Here is a 23147-nt window from a genome sequence, read left to right as displayed (position 1 = left end):
GACCTCGTTGAAAGTTAAACGAACTCTGTGCCGCGGCTTCAGACTCCACGACGAGACCGCGACCCGTCCCCCTAGGAGCACGTCATGGGCATCTTCAGCCGTAAGACCACCGACACCCCCGCCGCCGCCACGACGGCCCCCGCTGCCGTCAGCCCCGAGCTCGCGGCGCTCACCGGTGACTACACGATCGACCCGTCGCACTCGACGATCGGTTTCGTGGCCCGTCACGCCATGGTGACGAACGTCAAGGGCTCCTTCCAGGAGTTCGACGGCGCCCTGCACCTGGACGGCACGAACCCGTCCAAGTCCACCGCCTCGATCGACGTCAAGATGGTCAGCGTCGAGACGGGCTCCGCGGACCGCGACGGCCACCTGAAGAGCTCCGACTTCTTCAAGACGGACGAGTTCCCGACGATGACCTTCCGCTCCACCAAGGCGGAGGCCCTGGGCGGCGACGACTACCGGATCACCGGTGACCTGTCGATCCTGGGTGTCACCAAGCCCCTCGCCATCAACCTGGAGTTCAACGGCGCCGCGACGGACCCGTTCGGCAACCAGCGCGTCGGCTTCGAGGGCAAGGCGGAGATCCTGCGCTCCGAGTGGGGCCTCACCTGGAACGCGGCCCTGGAGACCGGCGGCGTCCTCGTCTCGGACAAGATCAAGCTGACCTTCGACATCTCGGCGATCAAGAACGCCTGACCCGTCGGCTCGACTGGCCGACGTTGACCTGTCGGCTCGACCCGTCGGCTTGCGCCGACGCCCTGAGCGCGCTCGCCCTCCGACTCCCCGTATCAGGAGGGCGGGCGCTCAGGCGTGTCCGCGTACGTCGAATGTCCGTACCCGCCCCTGGGCTCCGCCCAGTGTCCGACCGGGCTCTGCCCAGCCCTTCAGCCGCGCCCGCAGTTCCTCGACGTCGGCGAGGAACCATTTCTGCTGCCCCTGGTTGCACTCACGCACGAAGTCCCGCGGCGCGAAAGCCCCCGAGGACCGCGCTTCCGGCCGCCCTCGTGATCACGTTCCGCGGCCGCGCCGCCCGGCGATCGGCGCTCCTCGTGTTGATGGACGGCTCACTCCCCCGTGTACAGCCGCCCCAGATCCACCAGAATCACCTCTCCCCGATCCTCCGCGGCCCGCAGTTCGTCCGTGAACCCCGCCCCGCTGTAGCAGGCAAGCCGCACGGCCGAGGTGTCGACGCCGCGCCCGGCGAGCAGGGACTCGGCGTGCCGCAGCCGGTCGAGATGCCCCATGCCCATGACCTGGTCCCACTTGGCCTCGCCCAGCGACAGCAGCACCCCGTTGTCCTGGCCCACCGCACCTCGTACGACCACGTCGATCTCATGGCTGGTCCGCTCCCCCTGATCCGGGACGGTCCCGTACGAGACATCGATCGGCATGCCGCCGAACGTGTCCGGCGCCGCGAAGTGGGCCACCCACTCGCGGCAGACATGTTCGAAGTGCGGTCCCACGACAGCGGAGAGAAAGCGGGCTCGGGAGGTTTCCCAGACCTGTTCCGCCATGCCTCGGTCAGCCGCGGTCGAACATGTCGGGGGGTTTGGGCAGGTCACGGGTGGGACGGGGCATGTCTGCCTCCAGTGCGATGCATAGGGAAGTACGTTTCCCGGAAGTACTCTTTACGACCCGCGCCCCGATCGATCACCGCACTCCGAACTCGCACCACACCGACTTCCCGGGGTCCCGCTCCCCCACTCCCCACTTGTCCGCGAGCGCCGTGACCAGCAGGAGGCCGCGGCCGCCCTCGGCGTCCGGCCCGGTGTCCAGGGTTCGGATCGCTCCCGGCCCGCTGTCGTGGACCTCGATGCGCAGCAACCCGTCTGCGTCCAACGCCAGTTGCAGCAGAAAGCCCCGGCCGGGCGGTACGCCGTGCAGCAGGGCGTTGGTCGCGAGTTCGCTCACGCAGAGCAGTACGTCGTCGCCGCGTTCGATCGCGGACCAGTCGTTCAGCGCCTCGCGGGTGAACTCACGGGCGAGCCGTACTGACCTGCGGTCCCGGCGGTAGAAGGCCTCGCGGGTGTGGGGGAGTTGGGGTTGTGCATTCATGGGGCCACTGTCACAGGGAGTCACTACCCTGGAGCAGTACGTGAGGTCGTAGTGGTGATTGCTACGAGTCCACTACGAGGACTTCGGCCACCGACGGGGGAAAGGGACACGCATGCACGCGACGAGGAAGCCCAAGAAGGGCAGCTCATGGCAGGCCATCGGCGCGGGGGTCGCCCACTTCCGGAAGCGGGCCCGCCTTACTCAGGAGCAGTTCGCGGAACGCGTGAACCTGCACGTCGACACGGTGGGCTCCATTGAGCAGGGGCGGCTTGCGCTCCAGCCGGACCGCGCCGAGCAGTTCGATGAACTGCTGAGTACGGGTGGGGTGTTGGCCGTGTTGGTGGAGAAGATGCCGGTGCGGGAGCGGATGCCGCAGTTCGCGCAGGGGCTGGTGGATATTGAGCAGGAGGCCATCAGCGTTCTTTCGTACCAGACACAGGCGGTGCCAGGGCTCCTCCAGACCGAGAAGTACTGCCGTGCTCTCTTCGACTGTCGCTTCCCTCGGTACGAGGACGAGACCGCGGAGCAGTGGGTGACCTCGCGCATGGAGCGGCAGCAAATCTGGCAGCGCAAGCAGCCGCCGTTCGGCCACTTCATCCTGGAGGAGGGCATCCTGCGCAAGGCCCTTGGCGGGCAGGACGTCATGCGGCAGCAGCTCCTCAAGCTGCGCGACTACTGCGAACTCTCCTACATGGGGCTGCAGATCATGCCTATCGACCGCTCGCCGCACGCCGGTCTCAACGGCCCCATGGTGCTGCTGGAGACTCCCGACCATGACCACGTGGTCTACCTGGAGGCGCAGCGCGCCAGCTTCCTGGTCGACGATCCCGATGAGGTGAGTATCTATCAGCTGAAGTATGGAATGCTGCGGTCACAGGCCCTCCCGCTCGGCGAGAGTGCACGCTTCCTGGACGGACTGCTAGGAGAGTCATGAACACCGCAGCACGACGGCACATCTCCTCGGACGACCTTGCGTGGTTCAAGTCCAGCTACAGCGGCGACGAAGGCGGCGATTGCCTCGAAGTCGCCTACGCCTGGCGCAAGTCCAGCTACAGCGGGAGTGAGGGCGGCAACTGTGTTGAAGTCGCCGCCCACACCTCCGCCATCCACATCCGCGACTCCAAGGCCCCCGATGGCCCCGTCCTCACCCTCTCCCCCGCGACCTGGAGCATGTTCCTTGAGCGCGTCACAGACTGAGTCGGCTCAGCGGATCGACTGGATCACCATCGCCTCGTACGCGAACGTGCCGGGGCGCCCGCTTCCCCTGGTGGCCGTTCACGCTTGACTGCGTGAGCGGGGGATCGACTGGATGCCGTTCGTGTTGGACGAGTTCCGGTGGGATCTTGCCTGTGGGCGTGGGGCCGACGGACACTGGTGGGGGTGGATCACCGTCTCCGTGGCGGCGGACGCGCTGTGGCGGCTCGGGCTGCATCCGGAACAGCCGACCGCCCGGGTCAACGGGGCCTCGCCGCCTGGCTGGTGGCATGCCGCGGGTGAGCGTTACACCTGTGGGAAGTGGCCCTCCTCCGGCCCTGAGGCGGCTACGCGTCGCGCCGTCTGAACAGCGCGCCGCCCAGCAGCAGCACGCCCAGCGCGTACGCCGCCAGTACCCCCAGACCCGGCCAGGGGCCGATCGGCAGGCGGGCGAGGTCTTTCGTCGCGCGGATGGCGAGGCCTGCCGGCATGGGGCCCAGCGTTCGAGGCGGTCCTTCCAGGTGGGTGAGCCCAGAAGGTCGGACATGAGCGGGACTACGTAGAGGAGTCCCGCACCCGTGGTGATCGCCGCCGCGCTGTCGCGGAGCAGTACGGCCGGGCTTCAGAAGCCTCCGCCGAAGTCTCCTCCGCCGCCGAAGTCGCCGCCCCCGCCGTCCCCGAAACCGCCGCCGAAGTCGCCGGGGTCGAAGTCGGCGCCCGAGACGTCGCCGCCGTCGTAGCCGGCGCCGAAGTCTCCGTATCCGGAGCCGTAGTCGGCCGCGTAGGAGGGGGTGGCCATCATGCCGCCGAGCAGTGTGCCGACGAGGAGGCCGGGGAGAAGGCCGCCGCCGAAGTAGCCGCCCGCCCAGGGGCCGTAGGCCGGGCCCGCGTCCCAGTACGGGCGGCGGCCGTAGTCGGTGTCGACCTCACGGATCGCGGGGTCGTGGCCGTCCGCCAGCCGGGCCTGGTCCGCCGCGCAGACCGGGACCTCGCGAGGGGCGCCGCCGGCCGGGGTCCAGATCGCGTCGGCGACCGATGGGCCGTGCCGTGGATCGAAGAAGCAGGGGGCACGGCGTTCGGGCAGGGGCCTGCCCTCGCGGCGGGCGGCGAGGAGCGCGAGGGAGAAGCGGCCCTCCTCCAGGGACTGGGTGACGGCGCGTACGTCCTCCGGGCGCCGGGCCGTGGCCATGTACGACTTCGCCTGTTCGTAGGCGTCCAGGGCGCGCTCGTAGTCCGCACGCATCGCGTCGTCCGCGCCGGCCTCCGCCGGGTGGAAGTCGAGGCGGTCGAGCTCTTCGCCGAACGCCGTGATGTCCTCGTCGACGACCACGCGGAGTTTGTCCAGTGCTTCCTGTTGCTCCTGCGCCTTGCGGCGGCGGTTGCGGCGTACGAGCGTGTACGCGCCCGCGCCGCCGGCCACGACCACCGCGCCCAGCACGATCAGGGCGCCGGTGGAGACGCCGTTCCCGTTGCCTGATCCCCAGCTCTTCGGGGCCGAGCCGTTGATGTGGGTGAGGGCGCGGTCCGTGAAGTCGTTCAGCTGGGTCTTGGCGGGTTCGCCCTGGACGCTGGCGACGAGGTTCTGTACGGCGGTGCGGGGCAGGACGGTGGCGTCGGCGCGGGCGTCGAAGCGGGTGCCGAGCCTGATGGCGTAGAGGCCTGTGATCCCGGTGTCGGTGCGGAGGTTCTGGAAGAGGTTCTGGGTGGGGAAGTCCGCGGGGAGGACGGCGACGAAGACGGGCTTGTTCGCGTTCTTGATCTTCTTGGCGAGGGTGTCGGCGTCTGCCTGGGAGAGCTGGGCGGAGGCTGCCGGGTCGACGTAGACCGGGCTCTTGCGGAGGGCTGCCGCGACCGTTCCCACGTCGGTGGCCGCGTGGGCGGGGGGTGCGGTGAGCGTGAGGGAGAGGGCCGCGAGGGCGGCGAGTATCAGCGCGATCAGCAGTCCGGGAAGTCCTCGGATCGGTGCGGCCTTCATGTCTTCGAAGCTACCCGAACGTGCGCAACGCTGAGCATTGGGGCTGGTGGGGGTGGGGAGGCGGATGGGGTGGCTGGGGTTGGTGGGGTGGGGTGGGGTGGGGTGGGTTTTCGCCCCGCCCCACCCCACGGTCACCGTCACGTCGCCCGGTAGGCCTCCAGGAGCTTGGCCACCGACTGGCCGTATCGGCCGGTCAGGAGCAGGTGGTCGGCGTCCGCGAAGGGTTTCGCGAGCGCGGGGGTGATGGCCGAGCCCGCCTTCTGCTGGACGAGCAGACGGGCCCTGGTCACAGCGGCGCGGCCGATTTCGTCGGCGCCTGTGCGGTCCGCCGCCTCCGCCACAAGGGCGAGGGCCCTCAGGGTTGCCTCGCCGCCCGTCGGGGCCTTCGTGAGCGTCGTCAGGCCCCAGCCGTACGGGAACTGCGGATCGTACGACGTGTCGCCGACGTTGATCGGGAGCTGGGCCTCCGACTTGGGCCAGGTGACGGGGAGCTGACCGGTGAAGGCTCGCTTGCCGTACAGCACGTCCGCGACGCCGTCGCCCTCCGTGCCCGGCAGCCAGGAGGCGACGAGGGCATCGATGTGGGCGAGCCGGTCGCCGATCAGTTGTGGGCGGCCGGAGACGATCAGGACCGCGCACTTCATGGCGGCGCACACCTTGTCCACCGCGGCCTGGTCGGCGGCGGTCAGTTCCAGGTCGTTGCCGTTGCCCACATCGCCTTTGCCCTCCGCGTACGGGGTCTCGCCCACCACGACCACACCCACGTCGTAGCCGGACATCGGCGCCGAGGCGTCCTTCGAGTAGGTGACGTCACCGCCGGCGCGTCGCATTCCCTCCAGGATCGTCGTGCCGTCCGTGTGCTTCCCGGACGCGCCCTGCCAGGTGATCGTCCAGCCGCCGGTCTGGTTGCCGAGGTCGTCGGCGTTCGAACCGGCCACGTACACCTTCTGGGATGTCGCCAAGGGGAGTACGCCCGCTGAATTCTTGAGCAGGACCTGGGACTTGGCCGCGGCCTCGCGGGCGACCCCCCTGTGCGCGGCGGAGCCGATCTGTGACGCGCCGCTCGTGTCCGCATACGGCTTTTCGAAGAGGCCCAGTTTGAATTTCTGGGTGAGGATGCGTGATACGGCGTCGTTCACCCTCGCCTCGCTGACGCGGCCCGCCCGTACCTCGTCGACCAGCGTCGCGCGGAAGTCCTTGTAGGCGTACGGGACCATGATCATGTCCAGGCCCGCGTTGATCGACGTACGGACGTCGGACGCGTAGTCGCCGGGGATCTGGTCGATGGCCTGCCAGTCGCTGATGACGAAGCCGTCGAAGCCCATACGGTCCTTGAGCACGCCGTTGATCATGTCCGCGCGGGCGTGCATCTTCACCGGGCCCCGGCCGTCGCCGAGGATGTCGAGGGAGGAGTAGGACGGCATGACCGCGCCGATGCCGCGGTCGACCGCCGTTTGGTAGGGGGCCAGGTGGACGGCTTCCAGCTGCTGCCGGGTGACCTTCGTGATGCCCTGGTCGATGGTGTACGAGCCCGTCGTGGACGAGCCGTACTCCGTGCCGCCGTCGCCCACGAAGTGCTTCGCCGTGGCCAGGACCTTGTCGTTGTTCTTCAGGTCCTTGCCGTTGGGGGCGCCTTGCAGGCCCTGGATCATCGTCTCCATGGACTCGACGAGCGCCGGGTCCTCGCCGAAGGACTCGTACGAGCGGCCCCAGCGCTCGTCGCGGGTGACGCAGAGGCAGGGGGCGAAGTCCCACGGAACGCCGGTGGCACGGACCTCCGCCGCCGTCACCGCGCCGGTCCGCTCGGCGAGCCGGGGGTCACGGGTCGCGCCGATGCCGATGTTGTGCGGCATGATCGTCGCGCCGGCGAGGTTGTTGTGACCGTGCACCGCGTCCACCCCGTAGATCAACGGGATCTGGAACCGTGTCGCCTGCGCCCGGAGCTGGAAGGCGTCGATCATCTTCGCCCATGCCTCGGGGGTGTTGGGCGTCGGAGTCGAGCCGCCGCCGGAGAGCAGCGAGCCGAGATCGTACGTCGCGATGTCGCCCTGCGTGGTGAGCGCGCCGCGCTCGGCCTGGGTCATCTGCCCGGCCTTCTCCTCCAGGGACATACGGGACACCAGGTCGGCGACCCGCTTCCGCACGGGGAGCCTCGGGTCCAGGTACGGCAGTCCGTGGGCGTCGATGACGACCTGCGGGGTCTCGGCGGGGGCCTTCGCGCCGGTGACCGTGAGCTTGAGCGGGATCGTCTCGGCGGGTTCCGCGGACCTGTCGCGCAGCGTCGGGACCTGGATCGTGCGGGAGGTGCCGGACGTCGTGCCCGCCGGGAAGGTGATCTCGCCCTTGACCGGTGTGTAGTCCTTGCCGGGTTCGGCGGTGCCGCCCGCGCTCTCGTACGCGACGGTCACGGGTTCGTCGATCGGGACGGCCCCGGTGGTGGCGAGGGAGAGCTTCACCGCCGCCGTCGTGCCCTCCTTCACCGGGTAGACAGCGGCGTCGGTGGTGACGGAGGCGCGCAGGGACTGGTCGGCCTTGCCGTACAGCTCCACGTCGTCCATGGCGAACTGCCCCTTGACGCCGACCGGGAGCGTGATCGCGTACCCCCACATCTGGGTGAGGCCGAGGATCTGGTCGATGCCGCCGACGGGCTGGTAGTCCGTGCGGTAGGTGAAGTCGGTGAAGGGGATCTCGATCTGTTTCCAGCCGGTCCAGTCGTCGGTGAAGGACGTCGTCCAGAGTTCGGAGGCCTCGCCGTTGGCGCCGCCGTCCTTGATCTCGAAGCTCACCTTCTTGGCGTTGTTCTGGCCGTCCCACCAGAAGCGGATGCCCTTGTGCGCCGACCAGTCGTGGGCCGGCCGGTCGAAGGCGAAGTCGTGGGTGAAGCCGCCGTAGCCGCTGATGTCGTAGCTGCCGGTGAGGACCTTGGTGCCCTCGGGCGCGTCGGTGCGGGTGGTCAGGGCGAGGGCGGGCGGGTCGTCGGCGTCGCTGCCCCAGGTGAAGAGGCCGTCGGCGGGCGGGTTCGCGAAGGGCACCTCGCCCTCGAAGCGGTCGACCGGGACGGGGGCCGGCTCGTCCGCGCCGGCCGCTCGTGCGGACGCCAGCGGGAGCAGTGCGGTGAGCAGGGTGGCGGAGGCGAGCAGGGCGGTTCTTCGCATGGACCTTCCCTCTACTCTCAGAGTCCTCTCATGACTTAGATTACGCCGTGAGTTAACTGGCGGCCCGGGAAACCGTCAAGACTTCACGTCAGGACTGGTGCGGACCCGACTCACGTCCGGATCAGGGGCGTTGATCCTTCAAATTCTGAACGCGCACCCCCTTGACGCGTATACGAAGCCGTCATTTACTCACGCCTCGCACGCCTCCCATCCCCCACCTCCAGAAGGCGGCGTTCCATGAAGAGATACAGAAGATCGGCAGGACTGTTCCTCGCCGGGCTGCTCACCGCGGCCGGTTTCACGGCGGCGGCTCCCGCGCGAGCCGCCGGTGAACAGGTCACCGCCTGGCTGACCACGACGGACGACGACGGCGGGCGCCATGTCGTCCGCGGGCTGCAAGCCCAGACGCCGTTCGCCTTCCAGGCCGGCACCGGCGGCAGCGGCGAGAACATCACCGTCGACGAGAACACCCGCTACCAGACCTTCACCGGCGGCGGCGCGTCCTTCACGGACACCGCGGCCTGGCTGATGAACAGCAGCGGGGCGCTGTCGGGGGCCACCCGGGACGCGACGATGCGCAAGCTGTTCTCGCCGACGGAAGGGATCGGGCTGTCCTTCCTGCGGAATCCGATGGGTGCGTCCGATCTCGCCCGGTACGGGTACACGTACGACGACGTGCCCTCCGGGCAGACGGACCCGTCCCTCTCCTCGTTCTCGATCGCGCACGATCTGGCCGATGTGGTCCCGCTGACCAAGCAGGCGCTGCAGCTCAACCCCTCGCTGACCGTGATGGCCTCGCCGTGGACGGCGCCGGCCTGGATGAAGGACAGCGGGCAGCTCAACGGCGGCTGGCTGAAGTCGGAGGACTACGCGGCGTACGCCTCGTACTTCGTGAAGTACCTCCAGGCGTACCGGGACCAAGGGGTGCCGGTCTCGTACGTCACCGCGCAGAACGAGCCGACGTGCTGCTCGGGGTATCCGTCGATGAGCTGGAACGCGTCGGGGCTCGCGTACTTCACCAAGAGTGAACTGCTGCCGAAGCTGCAGGCGGCGGGGCTGTCCACGAAGGTGCTGGCGCACGACTGGAACTGGGACGTGTACGACTCGTACGCCGCCCAGACCGTCGACGACGCGGCGGTGCGGGCGCATCCGAACTTCGGGGGGATCGCCTGGCACGGGTACGGCGGGGACGTGGGCAAGCAGAGCGCCGTGCACGACCAGTACCCCGGGGTGGACGCCTTCGGCACCGAGCACTCCGGTGGCACCTGGATCGCCAACCAGCAGCGCGAGGACATGCTCAACATCGTCGACTACACGCGGAACTGGGCGAAGTCGGTGACGAAGTGGTCGCTGGCCGTGGATCAGAACCGGGGGCCGCACAACGGGGGGTGCGGGACCTGTTCCGGGCTGATCACCGTCCACAACGGGGATGGTGCGAGTGGGCAGGTCGACTACACGATCGAGTACTACACGATGGGTCATCTGACGAAGTTCGTGCGGCCGGGTGCTCAGCGGGTGGCCTCTACTGCGAGTGCGGCGGTGCCGAATGTGGCGTGGCGGAATCCTGACGGTTCGAAGGCGCTGATCGCTTACAACGACGCGTCGGCGGCGAAGACGGTGACCATCAACTGGGGCTCGCAGCACGCGACGTACTCGCTGCCCGGCAAGACGTCGGCGACCTTCACGTGGTCCGGGGCACAGGCGGGTGGGGGTGCGCAGTCGGGTGCCTTCGTCGGGCTCGCGGGCAAATGCCTCGATGTGGCGGGGGGTTCGTCGGCCAACGGTACGGCGGTTCAGCTGTACGACTGCAATGGCTCGACCGCTCAGCGATGGACGGTGATGGGGGACGGCTCGATCCAGGCGTTGGGCAAGTGCCTCGACGTCGCCTCGGCGTCCACCGCCGACGGTGCGAAGGTGCAGCTCTACGACTGCAATGGGACCGGGGCGCAGCAGTGGTCGTACAACGCTTCGACGGGTGACGTGGTCAATTCGGCGGCCGACAAGTGTCTTGATGTGACGGACAACTCGACTGCGAATGGGGCGCGGGCGCAGCTGTGGTCCTGCACGGGGGCGGCCAACCAGAAGTGGGCGCTGCGGTAGGCGCCGGGCGGGCTGGACGGTGCGACCCGGCGTTGAAAGGAGTCCCGGGCAAAAGCGCCCCGTAAGGGGCGCGGGGAATCGCGCGGGGAATCGCGCGGTCAGCCCGCACCGGCCCGCGGGCAAGCGAATCCGGGTGGGTGGGGATGTGGGGCGCAGCCCCGCCTCAGGGCTGCAGCCCTGCCTCAGGGGCGCGGGGAACCGCGCGACCAACCCCCACCCACCCGCAGCCGGACAAGGACCCCAGGGACGGGCATGGGCAGGGGCGGCGAGGGCGGGAACGCCCGACGCCGGCCCCTCCCCCGGCCCCAGGTCGACTACTCCGCCGGTTCCACCCCGGCCCGCAGCAAGCCGTACGTGTACGCGTCCTCCAGTGCCTGCCAGGACGCGGCGATCACGTTTTCCGCGACGCCCACCGTGGACCATTCGCCCGCACCGTCCGAGGTGGAGATGAGGACGCGGGTGGTGGACTGGGTGCCGTGCTTGCCTTCGAGGATGCGGACCTTGTAGTCCACGAGCTCCAGTTTGGCGAGCTGGGGGTAGATCATTTCCAGGGCGACGCGCAGGGCTCGGTCCAGGGCGTTGACCGGGCCGTTGCCCTCCGCCGTGGCGACGATGCGCTCGCCCTTGGCGAAGAGTTTGACGGTGGCTTCGTTGGCGTGGGTGCCGTCGGGGCGGTCCTCGACGATCGCGCGCCAGGACTCGACCTGGAAGTACTTGCGGGCCCGCCCCTCGGCCTCCTCGCGCAGCAACAGCTCGAAAGACGCGTCGGCCGCTTCGTACGTGTAGCCCTTGAGCTCGCGTTCCTTGACGCGTTCCACCACCCGGCCCACCAGCTCGCGGTCCCCGCCGAGGTCGATGCCGAGTTCCTTGCCCTTGAGCTCGATCGACGCACGGCCCGCCATGTCGGAGACCAGCATCCGCATGGTGTTGCCGACCCGCTCGGGGTCGATGTGCTGGTAGAGGTCCGGGTCGACCTTGATGGCAGAGGCGTGCAGGCCCGCCTTGTGGGCGAAGGCCGAGACGCCGACGTACGGCTGGTGTGTGGAAGGGGTGAGGTTCACCACCTCCGCGATCGCGTGCGAGATGCGCGTCATCTCGCGCAGGGCGCCCTCGGGCAGGACCTTCTTGCCGTACTTCAGTTCCAGGGCCGCCACGACCGGGAAGAGGTTCGAGTTGCCGACCCGCTCGCCGTAGCCGTTCGCCGTGCACTGCACGTGCGTCGCGCCCGCGTCGACCGCGGCGAGGGTGTTGGCGACCGCGCAGCCCGTGTCGTCCTGGGCGTGCATACCGAGCCGGGCGCCGGTGTCCGCGAGGACCGTGGCGACGACCGCCTGGACCTGGGCCGGGAGCATGCCGCCGTTGGTGTCGCAGAGGACGACCACGTCGGCGCCCGCCTCGGAGGCCGCGCGGACGACCGCCTTCGCGTACTCGGGGTTCGCGCGGTAGCCGTCGAAGAAGTGTTCGCAGTCGACGAAGACCCGGCGGCCCTGCTCTCGCAGATACGAGACCGTGTCCTGGACCATCTCCAGGTTCTCATCGAGGGTCGTGCGCAGCGCGAGCTCGACATGGCGGTCGTGGGACTTGGCGACCAGGGTGATCACCTGGGCGCCGGAGTCGAGAAGGGCCTTGACCTGCGGGTCCTCGCTCGCCTTGCCGCCCGCGCGGCGCGTCGCGCCGAACGCCACCAGTTGGGCGTGCTTGAAGTCGATCTCCTGCTGGGCGCGGGCGAAGAACTCGGTGTCGCGCGGGTTGGCGCCGGGCCAGCCGCCCTCGATGAAGCCCACCCCGAAGTCGTCCAGGTGCCGTGCGATGGCCAGCTTGTCCGCCACGGTGAGGTTGATGCCCTCACGCTGCGCGCCGTCGCGCAGGGTCGTGTCGAAGACGTGGAACGAATCGTCGAGCTCGCTGGTTTCGGTCATGGTGTTCGGCTCCTGATGTCAGATCTCGGTCTGTACCGGAATGACCGGCTCCACCGTCCTCCAATGATCCCTCGCGCTCCCTTCCCGGCTTGGGGTGGGCCAGGAAAACGAAAAACCTCTCGCGGGTGCGAGAGGTCTGCGCGCGGGTCGAGGACGACGATGCCCGCCCGTACGTGGTGGTACGTAGCGGTCACTGCGGACCGGCGCGCCTGCTGCCAATAATCATGGCGAACGAGAGCACGGGGGCAGTCTGGCACATAACGCCCCTGTGCTCACGGGGTGTCTCAGGATGTGAGCAGCGGGCTACTCCGTGCGAGGCTCGGCGCAGGCGGCGGACGAAGACGTCGGCGACGCCGTTGGTGTCCCCGGACACCAGTCCGGAGGCGGCGGAGGAGAAGACGACCCCCGTGTCGCTCAGCCACCCTCCGGTCGCTCCCGCGTCCACCCCGACGATCGTCCGGTCCGCCCCGCTGCGCAGGTCGCGCAGGTGGAGGGCCGACTGCACGTCGGCGTAGAGGAGTTGGCACCCGTCGGGGCTGACGGCTCGACCCGCGGTGCGCTCGATTTCATACAAACCGGGCGATTGATCGGCGGTCCGCGAAGGAAGAGAGCGGCGGTCCGCCAAGGAACGGCGAGCGGGAGTCAGCCGAGCGATTCGTCCAGAAATTCCCTTACATGGCGCAGGGTCTGCTCTCTGTCGGTACCGCGCAGTCCGATCGCCACATGGATGGAGAACCCGTCGAGCAGGGCCCGCAGCCGGGCGGCGAAACGGTCCGGGTCGACGGTCCGGAACTCGGCGCGCGACACACCCTCCGCGATCAGCGCCACCAGGTCCCGGTGCCAGGCGCCCTCGATGGCGACCTGCCGCTCGCGGGCTTCGCCGTCGGCGTTCTGCGAGCGGTTCCAGACCTCCAGCCAGAGCGTCCAGTGCGGGTCGCGGTGGCCGTCGGGGACGTACAGGTCGACGTACGCGTCGAGCCGTTCGCGAGCCGTCGCCGGTCGCGCCAGCAACCGGCCGCGCTCGGCGCCGAGCCGTCCCTCGCTCCACTCCAGCGTCTGCAGCAGCAGCTCGTCCTTGGAGTGGAAGTAGTACAGGAGATGGCCGCTGCTCATGCCGACCGCGCGGCCCAGGGCCGCCATCGTGAGCTTCTCCAGCCCGCGCTCGGCGATCATGTCCATGGCCGCGGCGAGGACGTCCTCGCGGGGAGGCGCGGCGTTGCGGCGCCGGGTCACGGGGCGGGCTCCCCGCGCACGACGGCGTCCGCGGGCGCCACACGGACCGCGTCCGGGACGAGCCGGGTCTCATAGCCCCCCGAGCAGTCGGCCGCGACGATGGCGACCTCCGCTCCACAGGTGCATACGCGGTTGACGCCTTGGTCCCCGCTCGGGCCGCAGCACCCGCCGAGGCGGGACGAGTCCGGGTGGAAGGCCAGGTCGACGACGTCCCGCGGATGCAGGACGTACGTGCCACGCGGCCCGGCGGAGAGCAGGAGGCCCCGTTCGTCGGACATCCACATCCCGCCGGGAACCGCCCCGTCGTAGGTGTCCCGATCCTCTTCCGGGCACGGCACGAACGGCGCCCCGTACGGCAGCGGGTCGACGACGTATGCCCCGCGCGGCAGGCGCGCCGGGCCGTGCCGCCGACCGTCCGGGCCGCGCCGTCCGTCCCATTCGGGGTATGCGGGCAGGGCGTCGAGCTGTCGGACGGGCTCGGTCAGCCGGCGCCCGCATGCGACGCAGAGCAGCACATTCACCCGTACGTTCTCCCCAGTCCCCGTAGCGATGCCTCCAGCGGTCCCGAAGCCCGTCTCAGATCCTCGGCTGCTGCTGGGTGATGCAGTGAATGCCACCGCCTCCGGCAAAGATCGTACGTGCGTCCACCAAGGTCACCGTCCGCTCGGGGAAGAGCCGGCGGAAGATCCCGGCCGCGAGCTCGTCGCGCGGGTCGTCGAAGCCGCAGAGCACCACGCCGCCGTTGCAGAGGTAGTGATTGATGTAGGAGTAGTCGGCCCAGTGGCCGTCGGCCTCCAGGACGGTCGGGGCCGGGACCTCGACGACTTCCAGCCGGCGCCCGCGCACGTCGGTCTGGGCCTTGAGCAGGCCGATGACCTCCTTCGTCACCTCGTGGTCGGGGTGCGCCGGGTCCGGCTGGGAGTGCGCGACGACGACTCCGGGGCGGGCGAAGGCGGCCACGATGTCGACATGGCCGAGTGTGCCGAAGCCGTGGGGAGGGTAGTCGCCGGTCAGTCCGCGCGGCAGCCAGATCGCCTTGCGGGTGCCGAGGTGGGCGTGGATCTCCGCCTCGACCTGCTCGCGCGTCCAGTCCGGGTTGCGCTCGGCGCCCAGCTGCACGGTCTCGGTGAGCAGCACGGTCCCCTCGCCGTCCACATGGATCGCACCGCCCTCATTGACCAGTTTCGAGGCGTACGTCTTCGCCCCGGCGAGGTCCGAGACATACGCGCCGATCTTGGCGTCGTGCTCCCAGCGGGCCCAGTCCTGGGCACCCCAGCCGTTGAACGTCCAGTCCACGGCGGCCAGTCCGCCCTTCCCGTCGGTGAGGAAGGTGGGGCCGATGTCGCGCATCCAGGCGTCGTCGAGTGCGCGTTCGACGGTGGCGATGTCCGGGCCGAGCAGCGCCCGGGCCCCGTCCGACTGGCCCGGCCCGCACACGACCGTCACCGGCTCGAACCGGCGGATCGTACGCGCCACCGCCGCCCAGGCCGCTCGGGCCTCCGCGAGGTCGTCCGGGTTGTCGAAGGTGGGGTTGGGGCCCGGCCACGCCATCCAGGTGCGCTCGTGCGGGGTCCACTCGGCGGGCATGCGGAAACCGTCGGCGGCAGGGGTCATGGGTGTTCCTTCGCTGGGAATGTGACACCTGAGGGGGATGTGTCACAAAAAGTAGAGGCGGTTGAGGGGGACCGAGTCGGCGGGCTCGGAGCGCAGGGGCTCGCCGTCGAGGGTGACCAGGCCGGTGCGCTGGTCGACGTCGACCGATCCCGTACGGGAGTTGAGGCGCAGGTCGGCGGGGCCGATCCCGCGGGTGCCGCGCACGGCGACCCTCCGTCGGCGCGTCGGCATGCGGTCGTTGCCCTGGTCGAGTGCGGCCTGCGCGACGAAGGCCACGGAGATCTCGGCGGGCGTCGCGCCGTGCGCCCCGAACTGCGGTCCCAGGACGAGGGGTTCGCAGGTGTCGGTGGCGGCGTTCGGGTCGCCGACGACGCCGTACGCCGGGAAGCCGGACTTCAGCACCAGTTGCGGCTTGGCACCGAAGAACTCGGGGCGCCACAGCACGATGTCGGCGAGCTTGCCGACCTCGATCGAGCCGACCTCGTGGGCGAGTCCGTGCGCGATGGCGGGGTTGATGGTGAGCTTGGCCAGGTAGCGCAGGACGCGCTCGTTGTCGTGGTCCGCGTCTGCCGGGGCGCCGCGCTCGGCCTTCATCTTTCCGGCCATCGCGAAGGTACGGCGTACGGTCTCGCCCGCGCGCCCCATGCCCTGCGCGTCCGACGAGGTGATCCCGATCGCGCCCAGGTCGTGCAGCACGTCCTCGGCGCCCATGGTCCCGGCGCGGATCCGGTCGCGGGCCATGGCCGCGTCGCCGGGCAGGTCGGTCTTCAGGTCGTGGACGGAGACGATCATGCCGTAGTGCTCGGCGACCGCGTCCCGGCCGAAGGGCAGGGTGGGGTTGGTGGAGGAGCCGATGACGTTCGCGACTCCCGCCATTTTCAGGACGTTCGGTACGTGGCCGCCGCCGCAGCCCTCGATGTGGAAGGCGTGGATGGTCCGGCCTTCGAGCACGCGCAGGGTGTCCTCGACCGACAGGCATTCGTTCAGCCCGTCGCTGTGCAGGGCGACCTGGACGTCGTGCTCCTCGGCGACACGCAGCGCGGTGTCGAGCGCGCGGGTGTGGGCACCCATGTCCTCGTGCACCTTGAAGCCACTCGCGCCGCCCTCCGCCAGGGCTTCGACGAGGGGGGCGGCGTCGGAGGACGAACCCCGGCCCAGGAAGCCGATGTTGACCGGCCAGGCGTCGAAGGCGTTGAAGGCGTGGCGCAGCGCCCAGGGCGAGTTGACGCCGACGCCCCACACCGGCCCGAACTCCTGGCCGATGATCGTGGTGACGCCGGAGGCGAGCGAGGCCTCCATGATGCGCGGCGACAGCAGATGGACGTGGGTGTCGACGGCTCCGGCGGTGGCGATGAGCCCCTCGCCCGAGACGATCGACGTCCCTGTACCCACCACCACATCCACCCCGTCGAGGGTGTCGGGGTTCCCGGCCCGCCCGATCGAGCAGATCCGTCCCTCGCGGATACCGATGGAAACCTTGCGGATCCCCTGGACCGCGTCGATCACGACCACATTGCTGATGACGACGTCGCAGGTCTCGCGGACGGCGGCGGCCTTGAGGTGCAGCCCGTCGCGGGCGGTCTTGCCGAACCCGGCGAGGAACTCGTCGCCGTATCGCTGGGCGTCGGACTCGACGCGGATGGTCAGCCCGGAGTCGCCGAGGCGGACGCGGTCGCCGGCGCGGGGGCCGTGGGTGGCGGCGTACTCATACGGATTCATCGTTCGGCCCCTTCGACCCCTTCGATCCCTTCACTCCTTCGGCCCCTTCGGCCCCTTCGACTTCCTGGGTGTCAGCTCCGAGATAACCGCAGGCCGATGCCCTCCGCAGGGCCTCCTCCTTCGCCCCCGGCGCGTCCAGCGGCCCGTCCACCAGCCCCGCGAACCCGATCGCGATCCGCTCGCCCCCGATGGGCAGCAGCCCCACCTCGGCGCTCTCCCCCGGTCCGAAACGCACGGAGGACCCGGCGGGGACCGCGAGCCGCATCCCGTACGCCACGGCCCGCTCGAAGTCGAGCCGCGGGTTGGCCTCGAAGAAGTGGAAATGCGAGGTGACGGAGACGGGCACGGCGGCGGTGTTGGTGACCGTCAGCCGCACGACCGCCGCGGGCTCGGCGTGCTCCGGCCCCGGCAGCAGTGCCCCCGGCGCCCGCTCCCCCAGCCCTCCGCCGATGGGGTCGGTCACCACCGCGAGCCGGGATCCGTCGTCGAAGACGGCCTCGACGTGCACCTCGGTGACGACGTCGGCGACGCCCGGCAGGACGTCGTCCGGGCCGAGCACGGCCCGGGCCGCCGCGATCGCCTCGGCGAGCCGGTGTCCGTCCCGGGCCGCCTCGCAGACGGTGTCGGCGATGAGGGCGGTCGCCTCGGGGACGTTCAGCCTGAGGCCCCTGGCCCTGCGGGCGCGGGCCAGCTCGGCGGCCCCGAAGAGCAGCAGCCGGTCACGTTCCGTGGGGGTCAGTCTCACGTCGCGACACCTCCTTGCCATCACTTGCCATCACTTGCATCGCGCGATTAGAGCGCCACTCTAACCATGAGATGCGGGAGCTGGAAGGATTGGGGTCGGAGCATTGCAGGCATCACATTGAACGTCGTTCTAAATATCAGGCGGCGATCAGGGGGAAACCAGCTTGACCTCCAGCAGGACCGCGACAAGGGCTACGGCCAGGGAGAAGAGGCGTTGGCACATCGGGCAGGACGACGGAGTCCCTGTCGCCGTGCACGAAGACCGAAGCGGTCCTCGGCTCAGCCCGCCTCCAGGCCGGGCAGGAACCGGCTCGCGCCGAAAGCGGGCTTCAGGTCGCTGAACCAGGTCGCGTCCTCGTCGTACGCGGCGAAGAACGGCCGGCCCACGAGCTCCGGGTCGCGGGCCTGGATGAGGTGGAGCACGAAGACCTTCTCGCCGGCCACCTCCGCCGTCCCGTCCACGCAGACCTTGCCGGGCATCGCCGACATGACCGGGCCGCGCACGGTCCGCGCGAGGCCGGACACCCGGGCGTAGGCGTCCCGGAAGATCTGGTGGCCGCGGGCCAGCGGCACCCCGAAGTAGCCCTGCGGGCCGGTGTCCCGCTCCACGAACTGGTAGTACGGCACGGCACCCAGCGCGCTCGTCTCGTTCCACAGCTCGGCCCACGCCTCGGCGCTGTCGTTGATGCCCCTGACCAGCGGGCCCTGGCAGCGGATCACCGCTCCGGTGTCCCGCACCCGGCGCATCGCCTCGCGCACGACCGGCGGCCGCAGCTCCTGCGGATGGGTGAAGTGGGCCATCAGCGCGAGATGGCGGCCGCTCGCGACCACCTTCTCGAACAGGCGCAGCAGATCGTCGGCGTCGCGGTCGGTGAGGAAGCGGTACGGCCAGAAGGCGAGCGCCTTGGTGCCGATGCGGATCGAGCGGATCGTGTCGATCTCCAGCAGCGGTTCGACGTAGCGGCGCAGCACCTCGGTGCTCATCACCATCGGGTCGCCGCCCGTGATGAGCGCGCTGGTGACCTCCGGGTGCGCGCGCAGATAGGCCGACGTGGCGGCGATGTCGTCGGTGGCGATGCGCAGGTCGGACTCGCCGACGAACTGGGGCCAGCGGAAGCAGTACGTGCAGTAGGCATGGCAGGTCTGGCCCTGACGCGGGAAGATCAGCACGGTTTCCGGATACTTGTGCTGGAGGCCGGTGAGGCGCTGCCCCTCGTACACGGGGACGTTGGCGTCGAGCTGGCCGGAGGGGTGCGGGTTGAGCTTCATCCGGATCTCGTGGGCCGCGCGCAGGACGTCGGCCTTGGGCGCCTCCTGGGCGAGCAGGTCCGCCATCTGCTTGAGGTCGGGCTCGGGCAACATCTCGGCCTGGGGAAAGGTCAGCCGGAAGATCGGGTCGTCGGGCACGGCCGACCAATCGATCAACTCGTCGACCACATAGGTGTTCGTACGGAACGGCAGGACCGCCGCCACGGCCCGCAGGGCGAGCCGCTCAGTGGCCGACAGGGACACGCGCCGCAGCAGGCCATCCAGGTCACGGGGCGTGAAGGCGCGAAATCGGGGACTCGCGTGCGGGGAGCTGGGGCTCGCGTGCGGAGCGGGGTGGAGCGCTGAACTCATATGTGCCGGGGCCTCTATTCCCTGACCAGGACCGGCGGCCGCAACTCGACGAAGGCGGCCGCCGACGCATCGTACTTCTCCGCGAAGTGCTGCATGAGCAGCCGGTGCAGCTCACTTTCGTCGTCCACGACGATCAGCTCGTGCGCGCCCGACCCGCTCAAGACATCGCTGAACGCGGAGAGTTGGTCGAGGCGGTGGCGGGCCATGTACGACACCAGGTCGTGCCCGGCGATGTACAGACAGTCGTCCACATGGACGAAGCGGCAGCTGAACTCCCGGCGGCCGTCGGTCGCGTCGACCAGGGTCACCGACAGATGGGTGAACCGCTCCATCGGTTTGCTCTGCTGCCACAGCTCGTCGAAGCGCTGCTCGACGAATGCGCCGAGCGGGGAGCGGACGGCGACCTCCAGCTGAACTCCCTCGCCGGAGAGGCGGCCGACGGTGAGGAAGGAGACCAGGGAGCGCTCGTCCCAGCGGTAGAGGGTCACGCCGGGCGAGGTCGAGCACAGGCGTACTTCGAGGAGCTGGCGGGAGTTCTCGTCGAGCCGGCGCGCGAACCGGTCCAGGGTCCGCAGGTTGCGCATGATGTCGCGGCGGATGTCGGCACTCTGCTCGCCCAGCTCACGGCCGCGCAGGATGACCGCGAGGGAGTCCGGGTCGAGGAGCAGTATCTGCACCCGGGCGCCGTGCCCGGTGGCCGCCTTGATACCGCGGAAGAGGCGCTCGGAGAACTGCGGGCCGAAGACGTTGGAGAAGGTGTCGAGGACTTTCACGTTCGAGGTCGAGCCGTAGACCTGGGCGCTGAACCACTCGTAGTCCAGCCGGGTGTGCTCGCGGACCCGGCCCTCCTGGGCTCGGCTGATCAGCGGGCCGATCACGAAGACGGTGACGACGACGCCGACGATGTCGGTGCCGAGGTTGAGGGTGAGGTTCTCCTCGTAGTTGTCCATCCCCTCGCTGCGCCAGAGCAGGAGCGCGGCGGCGACGGCGAGAAGGACGAGGACCGTGAGGCTCTGTGGGCGGCGCGGGGTGCGCAAGGTGCGCAGCAGCCGGCGCAGTCGGGGTATCGGCGACCGTGCGCTCACCTGCGCTCCCTCTCTCCGTGGCCGTACGGGCGCACGGGAGGGCACGCTCCCCCCGTGGAATCTGTGGATACCCGCGCCGAGGAGGCGTTACGCGTCGAACGAACTGCCGGTCCCCACGCTCCGGTTGGGGAGGCGGGGACCGGCGGGACGGGTGGGGTGCCGGTGGTCGAAGGCCGACGGGTGCGAGCGGCTGCTCTAGCCCAGCGGATGCATCCAGCCGTGCTTGTCCTCGCTGACGCCACGCTGGATGTCGAGGAGCGCCTCGCGCAGCTTCAGGGTGACCTCGCCGGGCTCGCCGCCGGACTGCTGCCACTCGGCGCCGGCGCGCTTGACGGTGCCGACGGGGGTGATGACCGCCGCCGTGCCGCAGGCGAAGACCTCGGTGAGGGTGCCGTTCTCCGCGTCGCGCTGCCACTGGTCGATGGAGACGCGGCCCTCCTCGGAGGTGTAGCCGAGGTCGCGGGCGACGGTGAGCAGGGAGTCGCGGGTGACACCCTCCAGGATGGAGCCCGTGAGGGACGGGGTGATGATCTTGTCCCCGTACACGAAGTACAGGTTCATGCCGCCGAGCTCCTCGATCCACTTGTGCTCGACCGCGTCGAGGTAACAGACCTGGTCGCAGCCCTTGGCGGCGGCCTCGGCCTGGGCGAGAAGGGAGGCCGCGTAGTTGCCGCCGGTCTTGGCGTCGCCCATGCCGCCGGGGACGGCGCGCACCCGGTCCTCGGAGAGCCAGATGGAGACGGGCTTCACACCGCCCGCGAAGTAGGCGCCGGCCGGGGAGGCGATGACGAGGAAGAGGTACTCGTTGGCGGGCTTCACGCCCAGGCCGACCTCGGTCGCGATCATGAACGGGCGCAGGTAGAGGGACTCCTCGCCGCCGTGGGCCGGGACCCAGCCGCGGTCCTGCTGGACGAGCACGTCACAGGCCTCGATGAACGTCTCCACCGGCAGCTCGGGCATGCCGAGCCGGCGCGCGGAGGCCTGGAAACGCCGGGCGTTCTTGTCCGGGCGGAAGGTGGCGACGGAGCCGTCGGGCTGGCGGTAGGCCTTGAGGCCCTCGAAGATCTCCTGCGCGTAGTGCAGGGTCATGTTCGCGGGGTCGAGGGAGAGCGGGCCGTACGGAACGAGCTGGCCGTCGTGCCAGCCGCGGCCCTCGGTCCACTTGATCGTCACCATGTGGTCGGTGAAGTGGCGGCCGAACCCGGGGTTGGCGAGGATCGCCTCGCGCTCCGCGGCGGAGCGGGGCTGCGAAGAGGGCTTGAGCTCGATCGTGGGCGTCGTCATGTGGTTGTCCTTCACCGGTTGTGTGTGACGGGCCGCGCTCACGCCTGTACTGCCAGTGGCCAGTGCTAGGACGTCCGAGCATTCCCTCATTCCCGCGGCTCCGCGTTCGATTATCGCGTGCGCGGAGCTATGGACGAAACGGTGTGAATGCGGCCCAGGGGATGTGCCCAGTGGTTGATGGTGACACCCGGCGAGGGCATAAGAAAAGCCGCCGGGTGCGGATGCGACCCGGCGGCTCCTACGAGAGGTGAGTGGCGCGGGGTCAGCCGGCTACTCGTACGGCGAGGGCGTCGCCGATTTCCTCGGTGCTGCGGGCGGGCCCGCCGACGCGCTCCGCGAGGTCGGCGGAGACGGCGTCCTCGATGCGAACGGCCTCGGCCTCGTAGCCGAGGTGGCGCAGCAGGAGCGCGACGGACAGGACGGTGGCGCTGGGGTCGGCCTTGCCCTGGCCCGCGATGTCGGGCGCCGAGCCGTGCACGGGCTCGAACATCGAGGGGAACTCACCGCTCGGGTTGATGTTGCCGGAGGCGGCGACGCCGATGCCACCGGAGACGGCCGCGGCGAGGTCGGTGATGATGTCGCCGAACAGGTTGTCGGTGACGATCACGTCGAAGCGGGCGGGGTCCGTGACGAGGTAGATCGTCGCGGCGTCCACGTGGATGTAGTCGGTGGTGACCTCGGGGAACTCCTCGGCCACCTTGTTGAAGACGTTCGTCCAGAGGTGGCCCGCGAAGGTCAGCACGTTGTTCTTGTGGACCAGCGTCAGCTTCTTGCGGGGGCGGGCCTGGGCGCGGGCGAAGGCGTCGCGGACGACACGCTCGACGCCGAAGGCCGTGTTGACGGAGACCTCGGTGGCGACCTCGTGCTCGGTGCCCTTGCGGATCGTGCCGCCGTTGCCCGTGTACGGGCCCTCGGTGCCCTCACGGACCACGACGAAGTCGATCTCCGGCTGGCCCGCGAGCGGGGTGGCGACACCCGGGAGGAGCTTCGACGGCCGCAGGTTGACGTGGTGGTCGAAGGCGAAGCGGAGCTTGAGCAGGAAGCCGCGCTCCAGGACGCCGGACGGGACCGAGGGGTCGCCGATCGCGCCGAGCAGGATCGCGTCGTGCTGCTTGAGGGCGTCGAGGTCGGCCTCGGTGAGGGTCTCACCGGTGGCGTGGTAGCGCTTGGCGCCGAAGTCGAACTCCTTGGTCTCCAGCTTCACATCCTGCGGAAGGACGGCGGAGAGCACCTTCAGCCCCTGGGCCACGACCTCCTGGCCGATGCCGTCACCGGGAATCACTGCGAGATTGATGCTGCGAGACATGAAGGCACCGTACTCCGTGTCCCATGGAATGACACGCGGTGTCCGCCATCCGGACGGTGTCGGGGGTCGTCATCCGGACGCGGTCGGGTGCCACGGTGCGGACGCGGTCGGGCGCCTCGGTGCGGACGGAGTCGGGTGTCG

At 69.8% G+C, this 23147-nt stretch carries 21 protein-coding genes; 4 read left to right on the top strand and 17 right to left on the bottom strand.

Features of this window, described 5'->3' with window-relative positions; genetic code table 11:
* The first annotated feature begins 84 nt into the window (after positions 1–84).
* Positions 85–699 carry a YceI family protein gene (locus OG747_RS31205; protein WP_405882711.1) on the top strand — a complete coding sequence of 205 codons (615 nt, stop codon included), beginning with the start codon at positions 85–87 and terminating at the stop codon, positions 697–699.
* 108 nt (positions 700–807) lie between these two features.
* Here the strand turns inward: OG747_RS31205 and OG747_RS31200 are convergent, their stop codons facing one another.
* The 3 genes from OG747_RS31200 to OG747_RS31190 form a co-directional block, all read right to left on the bottom strand.
* Entirely contained in the window at positions 808–957 is a 150-nt protein-coding gene (locus OG747_RS31200; protein ID WP_405882710.1) for a hypothetical protein, read from the bottom strand.
* Between the two features lie 110 nt (positions 958–1067).
* Complete coding sequence (locus OG747_RS31195; protein ID WP_405882709.1) at positions 1068–1517, bottom strand: hypothetical protein; 450 nt, start codon at positions 1515–1517, stop codon at positions 1068–1070.
* 136 nt (positions 1518–1653) lie between these two features.
* A complete protein-coding gene (locus tag OG747_RS31190) occupies positions 1654–2058 on the bottom strand; it encodes an ATP-binding protein (protein ID WP_405882708.1) in 405 nt (134 codons plus the stop codon).
* 112 nt (positions 2059–2170) lie between these two features.
* Between OG747_RS31190 and OG747_RS31185 the strand changes: the two genes are divergently transcribed.
* Both OG747_RS31185 and OG747_RS31180 read left to right on the top strand, forming a co-directional pair.
* Complete coding sequence (locus OG747_RS31185) at positions 2171–2992, top strand: Scr1 family TA system antitoxin-like transcriptional regulator (RefSeq protein ID WP_405882706.1); 822 nt, start codon at positions 2171–2173, stop codon at positions 2990–2992.
* Positions 2989–3255, top strand: a complete 267-nt coding sequence (locus tag OG747_RS31180) for a DUF397 domain-containing protein (RefSeq protein WP_405882705.1) — start codon at positions 2989–2991, stop codon at positions 3253–3255. The genes OG747_RS31185 and OG747_RS31180 overlap by 4 nt, the downstream gene beginning before the upstream one ends.
* A gap of 344 nt (positions 3256–3599) precedes the next feature.
* On the opposite strand, the gene OG747_RS31175 is transcribed toward OG747_RS31180, so the two are convergent.
* The 3 genes from OG747_RS31175 to OG747_RS31165 all read right to left on the bottom strand — a co-directional run bounded on the left by OG747_RS31175 (position 3600) and on the right by OG747_RS31165 (position 8382).
* On the bottom strand, positions 3600–3743 hold the full coding sequence (locus tag OG747_RS31175) for a hypothetical protein (protein WP_405882704.1): 144 nt from the start codon (positions 3741–3743) through the stop codon (positions 3600–3602).
* Between the two features lie 131 nt (positions 3744–3874).
* On the bottom strand, positions 3875–5227 hold the full coding sequence (locus tag OG747_RS31170; RefSeq protein WP_405882703.1) for a hypothetical protein: 1353 nt from the start codon (positions 5225–5227) through the stop codon (positions 3875–3877).
* Between the two features lie 137 nt (positions 5228–5364).
* The gene (locus OG747_RS31165) at positions 5365–8382 is read right to left on the bottom strand and encodes a glycoside hydrolase family 3 protein (protein WP_405882702.1); all 3018 of its coding nucleotides are present in this window, start codon (positions 8380–8382) and stop codon (positions 5365–5367) included.
* Positions 8383–8619: 237 nt separating this feature from the next.
* Between OG747_RS31165 and OG747_RS31160 the strand changes: the two genes are divergently transcribed.
* Positions 8620–10482: a lectin gene (locus OG747_RS31160; RefSeq protein WP_405882701.1), complete on the top strand. Its 1863-nt coding sequence runs from the start codon at positions 8620–8622 to the stop codon at positions 10480–10482.
* A gap of 314 nt (positions 10483–10796) precedes the next feature.
* Here OG747_RS31160 and cimA read toward each other — a convergent pair whose 3' ends face one another.
* The 11 genes from cimA to OG747_RS31105 all read right to left on the bottom strand — a co-directional run bounded on the left by cimA (position 10797) and on the right by OG747_RS31105 (position 23006).
* The gene (gene cimA / locus OG747_RS31155; protein ID WP_405882700.1) at positions 10797–12401 is read right to left on the bottom strand and encodes a citramalate synthase; all 1605 of its coding nucleotides are present in this window, start codon (positions 12399–12401) and stop codon (positions 10797–10799) included.
* Positions 12402–12591: 190 nt separating this feature from the next.
* Positions 12592–12975, bottom strand: coding sequence for a hypothetical protein (locus tag OG747_RS31150; RefSeq protein WP_405882699.1), 384 nt, complete (start codon positions 12973–12975; stop codon positions 12592–12594).
* Between the two features lie 68 nt (positions 12976–13043).
* Complete coding sequence (locus tag OG747_RS31145; protein WP_405885774.1) at positions 13044–13580, bottom strand: TetR/AcrR family transcriptional regulator; 537 nt, start codon at positions 13578–13580, stop codon at positions 13044–13046.
* A 50-nt stretch (positions 13581–13630) separates the two neighbouring features.
* Entirely contained in the window at positions 13631–14155 is a 525-nt protein-coding gene (locus tag OG747_RS31140; RefSeq protein ID WP_405882697.1) for a hypothetical protein, read from the bottom strand.
* Between the two features lie 55 nt (positions 14156–14210).
* Positions 14211–15248, bottom strand: a complete 1038-nt coding sequence (locus OG747_RS31135; RefSeq protein ID WP_405882696.1) for an agmatine/peptidylarginine deiminase — start codon at positions 15246–15248, stop codon at positions 14211–14213.
* 42 nt (positions 15249–15290) lie between these two features.
* Positions 15291–16967 (bottom strand): urease subunit alpha, encoded by a 1677-nt coding sequence (locus OG747_RS31130; RefSeq protein ID WP_405882695.1) that lies wholly within the window; start codon positions 16965–16967, stop codon positions 15291–15293.
* Positions 16954–17712 (bottom strand): urease subunit gamma, encoded by a 759-nt coding sequence (gene ureA, locus OG747_RS31125; protein ID WP_405882694.1) that lies wholly within the window; start codon positions 17710–17712, stop codon positions 16954–16956. The genes OG747_RS31130 and ureA overlap by 14 nt, the downstream gene beginning before the upstream one ends.
* 278 nt (positions 17713–17990) lie before the next feature.
* Positions 17991–19331 (bottom strand): KamA family radical SAM protein, encoded by a 1341-nt coding sequence (locus OG747_RS31120; protein WP_405882693.1) that lies wholly within the window; start codon positions 19329–19331, stop codon positions 17991–17993.
* 14 nt (positions 19332–19345) lie between these two features.
* Positions 19346–20416, bottom strand: a complete 1071-nt coding sequence (locus OG747_RS31115) for a hypothetical protein (protein ID WP_405882692.1) — start codon at positions 20414–20416, stop codon at positions 19346–19348.
* Between the two features lie 195 nt (positions 20417–20611).
* Positions 20612–21700: a branched-chain amino acid aminotransferase gene (locus tag OG747_RS31110; protein WP_405882690.1), complete on the bottom strand. Its 1089-nt coding sequence runs from the start codon at positions 21698–21700 to the stop codon at positions 20612–20614.
* 262 nt (positions 21701–21962) lie between these two features.
* The gene (locus tag OG747_RS31105) at positions 21963–23006 is read right to left on the bottom strand and encodes a 3-isopropylmalate dehydrogenase (protein ID WP_405882688.1); all 1044 of its coding nucleotides are present in this window, start codon (positions 23004–23006) and stop codon (positions 21963–21965) included.
* Positions 23007–23147 lie beyond the last annotated feature (141 nt).

Source organism: Streptomyces sp. NBC_01384 (assembly GCF_045040035.1).
In the GTDB taxonomy this organism is placed as follows: Bacteria; Actinomycetota; Actinomycetes; order Streptomycetales; family Streptomycetaceae; genus Streptomyces.
The sequence above is the reverse complement of the archived record's forward strand: the minus strand, read 5'-3'. Positions and strand labels throughout refer to the sequence as shown.